Here is a 12,124-nt window from a genome sequence, read left to right on the forward strand (position 1 = left end):
GCCCCGACCCCCAGGGCGGCGACGAAGGTCAGGCCCAGCCAAGGCCGGGCGTCCTGGCCCTTTCGATTGGCCCGCGCGGCGCGTCGGATAGCCACCACGCCAAGCCCGGCCCCGATGAGGCCCAGCGCCAGCTCCGGCGCCGACGACGTCAACCAGGCGGGCGGCGGCCAGGACGGGGCGACCGTCCACAGGAAGGCGAAGCCGAACAGCAGCGAGCCGAAGAAGGTCGCATTGGCGGTCAGCAGGAGGGCCGACCCCCACCAGCTGGGCGAACGTCTGACCTGGGTGGCGTTGGGCAGCATCAGGCCGCGACCGATCGACCGAGGGGGCAGATCGGTCGTGCGTCCCAGCGACCAGGCCCAGCGCCACGTCAGGATCGTCACCCCGACCACCGCCAGCGGAACCGTCCAGTAGAACTTCAGCAACAGGGAGACGAAGAACACCCCGGTGACCGCCGCCATCAGGATCGGCAGGCGGGTGTTGGTCGGGTAGATGATGTGAAAGTCCGGCTTGCCGGTCGCGACCTCGACCGTCAGGCTTTCGCGCCACCCCCGTTCGGGTTCCGAGAGATAGCCTTCACCGCGCGCAAGGCGGAGCGTCAGCCCGGGATCGTCGGCGAGCGGCTGACGGCTGTCGACATGGGGCAGGCTGGCGAAATTATACGCCGGCGGCGGCGTCATCATCGCCCACTCCAGGGTTCCGGCCTGCCACGGATCGCGGCGGCTGCGGCGCGCGGTGAAGGCGTGCAGGACCAGGTCGACGATCACCATGGCGATGCCGATGGCCAGCACGAAACTGCCGATCGACGAGATCAGGTTGACGGTCGTCCAGCCGTCCTCCGGCAGATAGGTCGAGATCCGCCGCCGCTGGCCCAGCAGACCGACCCAGTGCATGGCCAGGAAGGTGACATGGAAGCCGATGAAGACGAGGGCGAAGGCCAGCTCGCCCAGCCGGAAGAACCGCGCACGGCCGCTGACGTGGGGCATCCAGTAGTAGAGCCCGGCCAGGATCGGAAAGACGAAGCCGCCGAACAGGACGTAGTGAAGGTGGGCTGTGATGAAGGCGGTGTCGTGCGCCTGCCAGTCGAACGGCACCACCGCCACCATGACCCCGGTCAGCCCCCCGATCACGAAGGTGAAGAAGAAGCCGAGCAGGTGAAGCATCGGCATGCGCAGGCTGGGCCTGCCCTTCCACATGGTCCCGATCCAGGCGAACAGCTGAACGCCGGTCGGCACCGCGACCAGGGTCGAGGCCGCCGAGAAGAAGGCCAGCCCCATATGCGGGATGCCGGTCGTAAACATGTGGTGGACCCATATCCCGAACGACAGGAAGGCCAGCCCCGTGGCCGAGGCCACGATCCAGCCGTAGCCCAGCAGGGTCGTGCGGCACATGACCGGCAGGATGGTCGAGATCACCCCCGCCGCCGGCAGGAAGATGATGTAGACCTCCGGGTGACCGAACAGCCAGAACAGGTGCTGCCACAACAGGCTGTCGCCGCCGAACTCGGCCTGGAAGAAGGGGAGGCCGAAGGCCCGTTCCAGCTCCAGCAGGATCGAGCCCAGGATCAGCGGCGGAAAGCCGGTCAGAATCATCAGGGCGGTGACCAGGGCGTACCAGGCGAAGATCGGCATCTTGTCCAGCGACATGCCGGGGGCGCGGTATTTGAGGATCGAGACGGTGATCTCGACCGCCGCCGCAATGGCCGAAATCTCGACGAAGGTGATGCCGATCAGCCAGAAATCCGTGTTGATGCCCGGCGAGTAGATCGGTCCGGTCAGCGGGGGATACATGAACCACCCGCCGTCCGGCGCGATGCCCAGCACCATCGACACCAGCAGCATCGTCCCGCCGAAGACATAGCACCAGAAGCCGTAGGCGGAGAGGCGGGGGAAGGCGAGATCGCGCGTGCCCAGCATCTTGGGCAGCAGATACATCGCCAGTCCCTCGAACGTCGGGATGGCGAACAGGAACATCATGATGGTCCCGTGCATGGTGAAGATCTGGTTGTAGATCTCCGGCCCGGCGAAGGCCGAGTGGGGCGTCGCCAGCTGGGCTCGGATCAGCATGGCGAGCACGCCGCCGACCAGGAAGAAGAAGAAGGACACGGCCAGGAACATCCGGCCGAGGTCGGTGTGGTTGACGGTCGAGAACAGGCCGCGAGCGCCGGGTTCGGACGACCAGATTTCGGTCAGGCGGCGGTGGCGCTGGAGCGTGTTCATGGCGTGCCGCTTCGGACGAAGCGCTCCCAGGAGGCGGGGTCGTGGGCGACCACGGTGAAGGCGAAATCGTCGTAGCCGACGCCGCTGAACTCGGCGCTTCGGCCGGCATAGACGCCGGGGGCGTCGGCCTCGATGCGCAGGATGTTAACATGGCCGGGAATGGCGTCGATCTTGCCGGCCAGGCGCGGCGCCCAGAAGCTGTGGATCACGTCCGTCGACGTGATCGCGACATCGACGGGCCGCCCGGCGGGAATGTGCAGCACATGGTCGGTCCTCAGCCCCGCAACATCGGCGTAGCTGAAGGCCCAGGCGGACCGGCGGGCCTCGGCGCCGACGCGGACGACATCAGCGCCCTGCCTGGGCAGCAATCGCTCCCCCGCCGCCAGCCCATAGGCGAGAAGGGCCAGCAGCACGACGACCGGAAAGGCTATGCCCAGCTTGATCACCCACAGGCGCTCGTGCCGCGTCTCGTCAACGGGGCCGCGCGCCCGGAACGCCAGCGCGACCAGGGCCATCACCAGGGCGAAGATGGCGACGGCCCCCACCAGCATCACCCACCAGATCTGGGCGATGGTGCGGGCGGCGGGGCCGGCCGGATCGACGGTCGACAGCGCCCCCTCGCAACCCGCCAGCGCCAGCGCCGTTGTCAGAACCACCATGGAACGCGGCAGGGACGGGATATGACGGACAAGATCGAAGAGGAAGCCGAGGCCCTGATCGACCCGATTGCGGCCGCGCCCGGATTTTCCGCGACCGAGTCGCGCGTCGCGGTTTTCGGTCACCCGATCCATGCGATGAGCGTCGCCTTCCCCGTGGCCCTGACCTTCTGCACCCTGGGTGCGGACGCCCTGTACTGGTGGACGGGCGACGGCTTCTGGGCCCGGGCCGCCCTGTGGTCCGCCGGCACGGGTTTTCTGTTCGGCATGTTGGCGGGCGTTTCCGGCACGGCTGAACTTCTGATGGTGTCGGGCATCCGGGCGCGGGCTCCGGCCTGGACCCATTTCATCATCGCGGTGACCCTGCTGGCGCTGCTCGGGGCGAACTGGGGGCATCGTCTCTATGGATATGAGACGGCCGTTTTGCCTTACGGCATCCTGCTCTCGGCCCTGTGTGTCGGGGTGGTGGCGGTAACGGGCTGGCATGGCGGCAAACTCGTCTTCGACTATCGACTGGGCGTGTCGAACAAGAGCTGACCGCTCCGGGGTTCCGTCAGCCAGTCCGGCAGGACGACCCAGGCCAGCGTCGGCTTGGCCAACACCAGGGTGAGGATCATCAACATCGGCAAGAGAACCAGGGCGATCGGGATATAGGGCCGGGGCGGGGTGTGTTCGTCAGGGTCTTCGCCGATCCGCGCGAGGGTGTGGCCGATCCAGCCATGGGCCATCACCAGCATCGCGACGAACGCCAGTTTGGCGAACAGCCACGGCACATAGACCTCGCGCAGGAAGATCAGCCAGGTGCCGGCGATCACGGCGATGACGGCCGCCGGCGTGACGCACATCGTATAGGTCAGGTGCGAGGCGTTCCGGACGACGCGATAGTCTTCAATCGAGATGTTCGGGTCATGGCGCGTCAACATCAACGGCAGGGCCAGCAGCCCTCCGCACCAGATCACCAGGGCGACGATATGGGCCGCCTTGAACAGCGGAACGGCGGGTGCGAGCCAGTCGATCATGCGCGCGTCGCCTTCAGTCGCGACCAGCCCTGGCGCGCGATCCAGATGGTTGCGATCGCGTAGGGTATCCCCGCCGGCGCCCACATGATCAGCCCTCCCAGGGCCTGATCCTCCAGCGGGGTCATGCCCCAGGCCAGGGGCGCGAATCTGTGCGCCGCATAGAGGGACGTCGGGGCGAAGGTCAGCAGGGCGCCGAGCAGCCCCATCTGGGCGAAGGCGGCGATCACAAACCCGAGGCGATCCACAGGCGCGCCGTCCCCGGCCAGGACCGCCCGCCAGAACAGCATCGCGCTGCCGAGCAGCGAGATTTGCATCACCCAATAGACTGGGATGTTGGTCAGGGCGGCGTCATAGGCTGCGGGAATGTGCCAGATCCAGAGGACGGCGGTCGAGACCACGAAGGGAATCACGATCCCCCCCGGCCGTGGCGCCGGGACCGCCAAGGCCAGAAGCGGTGCGGCGACGGCGATGAGCAGGACGTGGTGCACGACCCGCGCTGAAAACAGGGCCGCCGACAGGGCGCAGAGCGGAGAGACGAAGGCGATCGCCAACACCGCCACGCCGGCCAGTCCGGCCCGGTCGCGCCGCAGGCCCACGCCCAGCGCGAACAGCGCGGCGAGAAGAATCGGGTCCAGATTCCAGCTCGTGGCGAGTTCGCCGGGAAGCGGCGCAGGACCGCAGTAAGTGGCGTGCATTCAGGGCGTTTCCCTGCCGATTGATGAGTGTCGTGCGTCCGTGGCCCCGGCTTGTCTTCGCGGCCGTCAGATACCTAAGCCGTATTGGACAAGGATGTTCCGACCTGAGTGTTTCGGCGCGATCGGTGTCTCGCCACCCTTCAGGGCTCGGCTATGGTCAAAGCCATACCGCGTGGTCGCCCGTGCCTTCCCGACTGAAACGCCGTGAAAGCGCACCCGTTCGATATCGGTCTGTGATCCGCTGCGCCCTCAAGGCGCCACCTGCAAAACTGCAGGGCCAAGTCGTGAAGAGATGGTGCCGGTTGCAGGAATCGAACCCGCGACATCCAGTTTACAAAACTGGCGCTCTACCAACTGAGCTAAACCGGCCCCGGTCTTGAGGACTGGCTGGCCTTATGCGGACGGATTGACGCCTGTGCAAGACGGATCCGCCACGCTCAGGCCAGTTCTGCGGCGATCCGGTCGGCCAGGGGCCTCAAGGCGGCGGCTTCGGCCATGGGCGCGTGGCCGTGTCCCTTCATCGGCCGGTCGGCCCAGCGGGGGATGATGTGGAAATGCAGGTGGAAGACGGTCTGGCCGCCGGCGTCGCCGTTGAACTGCATCACGGCGATCCCGTCGGGCTTCAGCGCCCTTTCGACCGCCACGGCCGTGCGTTGCAGGGCGGCCGTCAGCCGGGCCAGGATGTCCGGCTCGACCTCCAGCAGGTTCCGCGCCTGCGACTGTTTGGCGATGATCAGGACATGGCCTTCCGACTGGGGAAACACGTCCATGAAGGCCAGGACGTGGTCGTCCTCCCACACCTTCACCGAGGGGATCTCGCCGCGCAGGATCTTGGCGAAGATGTTGTCGGGGTCGTATTCGCCGTGAAGGCTCATGGCCGGTCTCCGTATCGTGTCGCGGTCTGGATCAGCGCCCTGATTAGCAGCCGGGGCGGGCGAGGGGGAGCCTTTGCCGGCATGCCGCGTTATGGTGACGCTTCCACATCATTGAGGACAACATGATCCGTTTCATCATCCAGGCCGTCGTCACCATGGCCGGCCTGTGGCTGTCGGCCCAGATCGTGCCGGGCGTCGACTTCACCAATAACGGCTCGCTGATCGCGGCGGCGATCATTCTGGGCCTGGTCAACGCGATCGTGCGGCCGATCATGGTGGTGCTGACCTTCCCGATCACGGTCGTCACCCTGGGTCTGTTCCTGCTGATCGTGAACGCGGCGATGATCGGCTTGACCGCCCTGTTCCTGAACGGCTTCGCCGTGGACGGCCTGTGGGCGGGAATCGGGGCGGCCATCGTCACCGGCGTGGTCAGCTGGATCGCCGGCGCCTTCATCGGCGGTGACGAAAAGCGCGGCTAAAGTCGGGAAAAGGCGCGACCTTCCGCGTCGAACAGATGGGCCTGGTCGGCGGGGACGTGCAGGGTCAGCGATTCGCCGACCCTAGCCGGAGCCCCGCCCGCCAGCTGGACCGTCAGGGTGTCCTGCGACGCCGGGTGTTTCAGATGGGCCATGGTCGTCGCCCCCAGGGGCTCGACGAACAGGACTTCGGCGGTCAGCACGTCGCCCTCGGCCGATAGGCTCAGATGTTCGGGCCGGACGCCCAGGGTGATGCGGTCGCCAGCCTTGGCCGAGGCGGCGTCCACCGCCACGCGGATCGTCTCGCCTGCCGTCGTCCGCACCGTGGCCCCGGCGGCCGAGGCGGCGACCACCTCGCCCGTCAGCAGGTTCATGCGCGGACTGCCGATGAAGCCGGCGACGAACAGATTGGCCGGGCGCTGGTACAGGTCCATCGGCGCCCCGACCTGTTCGATCCGGCCGCCGTTCAGCACCACGATCCGGTCGGCCAGGGTCATGGCCTCGACCTGGTCGTGGGTCACATAGATCATCGTCGTCTTCAGCTCGGCGTGCAGGCGTGCGAACTCGTAGCGCATCCGAACCCGCAGGGCGGCGTCCAGGTTCGACAGCGGCTCGTCGAATAGGAAGACGTCGGGTTCGCGCACGATGGCGCGGCCGATGGCGACGCGCTGGCGCTGTCCGCCGGACATGGCCTTGGGCTTGCGGTCCAGATAGTCGGTGATGCTCAGGGCTTCGGCGGCGGCGCGTACGCGGCGATCGATCTCGGCTCTGTCCGTCTTGGCCAGTTTCAGCCCGAAGGCCATGTTTTCATAGGCCGTCATGTGCGGATACAGGGCGTAGGACTGGAACACCATGGCGATGCCCCGGTCGGACGGCGACAGGTCGTTGACCACCCGGTCGCCGATGGAGACCTGGCCCGTCGTCGCCTCTTCCAGCCCGGCGATGGTGCGCAACAGGGTGGATTTGCCGCAGCCGGACGGGCCGACGAAGACCACGAACTCGCCGTCGGCGATCTCCAGATCGACGCCCTTCAGCACCTCGACGGCGCCGAACGCCTTCTTCACGTCGACCAGACGGACGTTCGCCATGCTTCTTTCCTGAACTGCTTCCATTTTTCTCTACCGTAACCGGTTACATCGCCGGATCAAAGGCTCGCGATATTCCAGAGCGTATGCAGAACCGATAATTTGCAAATCTGCAAAATTGCTCTTTCGCAAAATACACGCCCTCGCTAGAAGCCGCCGTCACGGTTTTGGGGAGCACAGACATGGCGCGGCGTAAAATCCTGATGGCGACGGCTTCGGTCGCCTGGCTGGCGGGCGTGTGTGCGGTTCAGGCGCAGGAGGGGCCGTCGCGCGTGGACGATATCGTCGTCACCGGATCGCGCATCGCCGGCGGCGACCGGATCGCGCCGGTCGAGACTTTGGAGGGGAACGTCATCGCGGCCGCCGGCGCCGCCGACGCTTCGCAACTGGTCCGCCTGATCACCGCCAACTCGGGCTCCGAGGCCCAGGTGGATCAGCTGAACCAGCCGCAGAGCTCGGGCACGGCCCAGTTCAATCTGCGCAATCTCGGCCTGGGTTCGACCCTGGTCCTGGTCGACGGCCAGCGCTGGACGACCAGCGCCGTGGTGGCGACCGACGGCTCGGCCTTCGTCGACATCAATTCGCTCGTTCCCATGATCGCCCTGCAGCGGGTCGAGGTGGCCAGGGACGGCGCCTCGGCCGTCTATGGCTCGGACGCCGTGGCCGGGGTGGTCAATTTCATCACCCGTCACAATGTGGCGGAGCCCGAGATCAGCGCCAAATACGCCGTGGCCGACGGATCGGAAGAGAGCGTGATCCAGGCCGTCGGCGGTCTTGCGCTGCTGGGCGGCGACCTGACCCTGGCGGCCTCGCATTTCCACCGGTCGGCGCTCAGCACCGACGAGCGCGACTTCACCCAGGCGGACCGTTACGGCCGCGCGTCCTGGACCGCCGTGACCAGCTACGGTCAGCCGGGCTCCTATTACCGGCCCGGCACGGGGGGCTATGCGCCGGACCCGGCCTGCGACAATCCCGCCTTCGACGCCGCCTATCGCAACAGCGCCGGCGACGCCTTCTGCCGCCTCGACTATTCCGACTTCTTCGACCTGACGCCGGAGGAGACGCGCACCCAGGTCTTCGCCGACTATCGCCGTCCGGTCGGGGACATGAGCCTGTCGCTTCAGGCGGCCTGGTCAACCTCCGAAACCCGCGCCCGCCAGACGCCGTCGCTGCCCATCCTGGCCCAGTCCCTGACCGTGCCGGCCTCGCACCCCGACAATCCGTTCAGCGAGGACGTCCTGTTCCGGGGCCGGCTTCTGGGCGCAGAGGCCGGGGCTTCGACCGCCGTGTTCGAGTATGAGACATGGCGACTGGCGGCCGGTCTGGACGGTGACTTCGCCGGCGGCTGGACCTGGAGCCTGGCCGCGACCGCCAGCCGCCAGCATGTCGCCTATGACAAGCCGGACGTGATCGGCAGCGCGCTGCGGAACGCCCTGAATGGTCTGGGCGGCGCCGGCTGCGATGCGGCGACGGGGTCGCCGGGCGTCGGCGCCTGTCAGTATTTCAATCCCTTCGGCAGCGCCTATCTCGGGACCGGCACGGCCAACAGCGCCGAACTGATCGACAGCCTGACCGGCTCAACCGGTCTGCGCGGCGCGTCCAGCCTGACCACGGCCGACGCCTCGACCGGCGGTCAGGCCCTGGCCTGGGCCGGGGGGCGGGTCGATGTGGCCCTGGGCGCCCAGTATCGCCGCAGCGCCTTCCGTCACGACTGGAGCGATCTGGTCAACGCCGGCGAACTGCTGACCGCCGGGTTCTCGCCCGACTTCGAGGGCGACCAGCAAACCCTGGCCGGCTTCGCCGAGGCTCGCATCCACCTGGGCGACCGGATCGAGGCGCAACTGGCCGGGCGTTATGAGTCCTATGACGGCGATCAGGGGCGGTTCAGCCCCAAGGCGGCGGTCCGCTGGGACGTGACCGACGCCCTGGCGCTGCGCGCCTCGTGGGGGCAGGGGTTCCGCGCCCCGTCCGTCTACGCCCAGTCCGGCGCCCAGGCCTCTCAGCCGTCGGTGTTCGATCGGGGGGCGTTCGTCTTCGTCAACACCCTGACCTCGGGCGACGCCGACCTGAAACCCGAAAAGTCCGAGAGCCTGACCTTCGGCGCCCTGTGGCGTCCGATCAAGGGGCTGGAACTGGGCCTGGACGCCTGGCGCTTCGACTATGCCGACCAGGTGGTCAAGGAGTCGGCCCAGGCGATCATCGATCAGGCGGCGGCCGATACGGCGGCGGGCCGCACCGGCACGGACGCCCAGTCGCGCATCACCCGTTCGGCCGGCGGCGCCTTGACCTTCGTCCAGCTCTATTTCGTCAACGCCTCTTCCATCGAGACGCAGGGGATCGACCTGGCGGCGCGTTACGGTCGCGATCTGTGGGGCGGTCGGGCCTCGGCCTCGGCGACCTGGACCTATGTGGACCGTTACGACATCCGGCTCAGCGACGGCGCGGCCCAGGTGTCGGGCGTGGGCTCGACCAATCTGAACAATATCGGCCGGTCCCTGCCGCGCAATCGCGGCGAGTTCGCCCTGTCCTGGAGCGGCGGCGGTCATGCCCTGACCGGCCTGGTCCACTACACAGCCGGTTATCGTAATGACCGCAGCGGGATCAACGACACCACCATCGCCAGCCAGACCACCGTCGATCTGCTCTACACCCGCACGCTCGGCCTCGATCTCGACCTGGCCCTGGGCTTGGTCAATCTGGCGGACAAGGCGCCGCCTCTGGCCCAGTACGCCTTCGGCTACGACCCGGTCGTCGCCGATCCGCGTGGACGGGTGTTCAGCCTGGGCCTGACGAAACGGTTCTGATCAGGGCGCTGGAGTCAGGCGGCCAGAGGATGCGCGGGGGGAAGGGCGGCGCTCATCGCCTCGATCAGCATATGGATGTCCAGCGGCTTGGCGACGAAGCCGTCCAGACCGGCCTCGCGGCCCTGTTGGCGCACCGACGCGGAGACGTCGCCGGACAACAGGATCAGGGGCGTGCGCTGGCCGGGCGTCTCTTCGGCGCGAATCCGGCGGGCGGCCTCGAAGCCGTCGCAGAGCGGCATGCGCAGGTCCAGCAGCACCAGATCATAGGCGCCCTCACGCCAGGCGGCCACAGCCTGGTCGCCGTTTTCGACCACCGTCAGCTCGACGCCCAGACTGGGCAGGATGGCGGACAGAACCTGGCGATTCACGGCGTTGTCGTCGGCCGCCAGGACGTGCAGGTCGGCCAGGCTTCTTGCGCTCTCGGGCTCGGTCGTGGCCGAACGCCCGCGTTGCAGCGGAAGCTCCAGGGTGAAGCAGGAGCCCTGACCGACCGCGCTGGTCACGGTGATGTCGCCCCCCATCATCCGCGCCAGCGAGCGCGAGATCGCCAGGCCCAGGCCGGTGCCGCCGTGCGTATGCGCGGTTTCGGCGCTGGCCTGCGCATAGGGTGAGAACAGGCGGCCCAGGGTGGCTTCATTCATGCCCATGCCGCTGTCACGCACGGCGATCCGAAGCAGGCCTGCGCTCGGGACGTCGACGGACAAGGCCACTTCGCCCTGATCGGTGAACTTCACGGCGTTCGAGATCAGATTGGCCAGGATCTGGCCGATCCGCACCTTGTCCCCGATCCAGTCGCCCGCCGCTTCGGGCGCGATGTCGATCCGCAGCGGCACGCCCTTCTTGCGCGCCGTCTCGCCGAAGGCGGTCTCCATGCGCGCGAGCAGACGCGTCAGGTCGAAATCGGCCTCCAGCAACTCCAGGCGTCCTGCCTCGATCTTCGACGCGTCCAGCAGATCGTTGAGCAGGGCCGTCAGGGTTTCTCCCGATTCAAGCGCGACCTCGAGCCGTTCCTTCTGGGTCGCCGCCATCGGCTCGGCCGCCATGGCCTGCAACATGCCCAGCATGCCGTTCAGCGGCGTGCGGATCTCGTGGCTGACGACGGCCAGGGTTCGCGTCTTGGCCTTGGCGAAGGCCACGGCTTCGCGTTCACGTCGCGCCGAGGCGCGGACGGCCCAAAGACCCAGGCTCGTCCCGAACCCCAGCGCCGCCAGGCCGACACCGCCGACGACGATCCGTGCGGTCGTATAGGCGCGATCACGCGCCTCCTCGCTTTCCTGGGCCGCCAAGGCCTCCTCCGCACGAAGATCGTCCAGCAATTGGCGCACCTCGCCCATCGCGACTCGACCACGCTCCGCCAGGGCGGGATCGGCGATCTGGCTTTGGGGGCGGGCCAGCTGAGGGCTTGCATAGACGGAACGCCAGCGGTTGAGCCCCTCACGCAGGGCGTCCAGTCGGGCTGTCTGCTGCGGACTGTCGCTCGACAGACGGTAGAGGGTCTGCAGTTCTTCGCTGAACTTCGCCTGGCCTGCAAAATAGGGTTCGAGCGCAGCCGGTTCGCCCCTGCTTTCTCCGTATCCCCTGATGCCGGTTTCCTGATCCAGGCTGGACGCCAGAAGATCGGCCGCCGCGGTTTCGACGACCCGGGTGTGGTGAACCGCGCGGTCTGCGGCCTCTATGGTGGACAGGTTCCCGAACACCACGACGATCATGGCGGCCATCATCGCCGTCATCGTCGCCATCATGGAGACTGCGGACAGCGCCGCCCTGGTCCTCATCAAGGCCAGGACACGTTTTGAAGCGGCGCGGATCGACATGGGAAACCGTGTTCTGGCGGGGCGATGAGTATTGGGTTCCCGCTCATGAACAGCGGGTTTCCAAGCTTGTCAGGAGGACTATCTACAGGCACAGCGGCCGCCCCAAGGAAAAGGACCGCCCATGACCGTCGTCCTCTACGGCATTCCCAACTGCGACACCGTCAAGAAGGCCCGCGTCTGGCTGGACCAGCACGGCGTCGAATATGTCTTTCATGACTACAAGAAGGCTGGCGTCGACCCGGTCCAACTGGGCCAGTGGATCGACGACCACGGCTGGGAGACGGTGTTGAATCGCGCCGGCACGACCTTCAGGAAACTGCCCGAGGCCGACCGGGCGGACATTGATCGGGACAAGGCCGTCGCCCTGATGACGGCCCAGCCCTCGATGATCAAGCGGCCGGTTCTGGATCTGGGGGACCGGCGCCTGGTCGGCTTCAAGCCCGAAGCCTACGCCGCCGTCTTTGAATAGGGGCGGGGGCCG

At 67.3% G+C, this 12,124-nt stretch carries 12 protein-coding genes and 1 tRNA gene; 5 read left to right on the forward strand and 8 right to left on the reverse strand.

The features are described 5' to 3' along the window. Together ctaD and ER13_RS05385 are read right to left on the reverse strand one after the other, a co-directional pair. Positions 1-2,219: cytochrome c oxidase subunit I (gene ctaD, locus ER13_RS05380; protein WP_035307388.1), on the reverse strand; the 2,219-nt coding region annotated here is incomplete at its 3' end. Then, a complete protein-coding gene (locus tag ER13_RS05385; protein WP_052004885.1) occupies positions 2,216-2,878 on the reverse strand; it encodes a cytochrome c oxidase subunit II in 663 nt (220 codons plus the stop codon). The genes ER13_RS05385 and ctaD, both read right to left, overlap by 4 nt. Before the next feature lie 21 nt (positions 2,879-2,899). Here ER13_RS05385 and ER13_RS05390 point away from each other — a divergent pair, with 21 nt between their 5' ends. Continuing rightward, complete coding sequence (locus ER13_RS05390) at positions 2,900-3,412, forward strand: DUF2231 domain-containing protein (RefSeq protein ID WP_008264091.1); 513 nt, start codon at positions 2,900-2,902, stop codon at positions 3,410-3,412. Here ER13_RS05390 and ER13_RS05395 read toward each other — a convergent pair. From ER13_RS05395 to ER13_RS05410, 4 genes are all read right to left on the reverse strand, one after another. Beyond that, positions 3,382-3,894, reverse strand: coding sequence for a CopD family protein (locus ER13_RS05395; protein ID WP_035307393.1), 513 nt, complete (start codon positions 3,892-3,894; stop codon positions 3,382-3,384). The two genes, ER13_RS05390 and ER13_RS05395, sit on opposite strands and share 31 nt — an antisense overlap. After that, positions 3,891-4,589 carry a cytochrome c oxidase assembly protein gene (locus tag ER13_RS05400; protein ID WP_035307395.1) on the reverse strand — a complete coding sequence of 233 codons (699 nt, stop codon included), beginning with the start codon at positions 4,587-4,589 and terminating at the stop codon, positions 3,891-3,893. Before ER13_RS05400 ends, ER13_RS05395 begins: the two co-directional genes overlap by 4 nt. A 293-nt stretch (positions 4,590-4,882) precedes the next feature. Beyond that, positions 4,883-4,958: transfer RNA gene (locus ER13_RS05405), tRNA-Thr, on the reverse strand. 68 nt (positions 4,959-5,026) lie between these two features. Continuing rightward, a complete protein-coding gene (locus tag ER13_RS05410) occupies positions 5,027-5,464 on the reverse strand; it encodes an HIT family protein (RefSeq protein ID WP_008263758.1) in 438 nt (145 codons plus the stop codon). A 122-nt stretch (positions 5,465-5,586) separates the two neighbouring features. Here ER13_RS05410 and ER13_RS05415 point away from each other — a divergent pair, with 122 nt between their 5' ends. Next, complete coding sequence (locus tag ER13_RS05415; RefSeq protein WP_008260563.1) at positions 5,587-5,943, forward strand: phage holin family protein; 357 nt, start codon at positions 5,587-5,589, stop codon at positions 5,941-5,943. Here the strand turns inward: ER13_RS05415 and ER13_RS05420 are convergent. Further along, on the reverse strand, positions 5,940-7,028 hold the full coding sequence (locus ER13_RS05420; RefSeq protein WP_035307397.1) for an ABC transporter ATP-binding protein: 1,089 nt from the start codon (positions 7,026-7,028) through the stop codon (positions 5,940-5,942). The genes ER13_RS05415 and ER13_RS05420 overlap by 4 nt on opposite strands. A 179-nt stretch (positions 7,029-7,207) precedes the next feature. Between ER13_RS05420 and ER13_RS05425 the strand changes: the two genes are divergently transcribed. Further along, positions 7,208-9,829: a TonB-dependent receptor gene (locus ER13_RS05425; protein ID WP_035307399.1), complete on the forward strand. Its 2,622-nt coding sequence runs from the start codon at positions 7,208-7,210 to the stop codon at positions 9,827-9,829. Positions 9,830-9,843: 14 nt separating this feature from the next. Here ER13_RS05425 and ER13_RS05430 read toward each other — a convergent pair whose 3' ends face one another. Then, complete coding sequence (locus tag ER13_RS05430) at positions 9,844-11,547, reverse strand: ATP-binding protein (protein ID WP_164952569.1); 1,704 nt, start codon at positions 11,545-11,547, stop codon at positions 9,844-9,846. Here ER13_RS05430 and ER13_RS19170 point away from each other — a divergent pair. Further along, complete coding sequence (locus ER13_RS19170) at positions 11,537-11,671, forward strand: hypothetical protein (protein ID WP_255343239.1); 135 nt, start codon at positions 11,537-11,539, stop codon at positions 11,669-11,671. The genes ER13_RS05430 and ER13_RS19170 overlap by 11 nt on opposite strands. Before the next feature lie 93 nt (positions 11,672-11,764). After that, positions 11,765-12,112 carry an ArsC family reductase gene (locus tag ER13_RS05435; protein WP_008260879.1) on the forward strand — a complete coding sequence of 116 codons (348 nt, stop codon included), beginning with the start codon at positions 11,765-11,767 and terminating at the stop codon, positions 12,110-12,112. Positions 12,113-12,124: the final 12 nt, after the last annotated feature.

Source organism: Brevundimonas sp. EAKA (assembly GCF_000698025.1).
Lineage (GTDB): Bacteria > Pseudomonadota > Alphaproteobacteria > Caulobacterales > Caulobacteraceae > Brevundimonas > Brevundimonas mediterranea_A.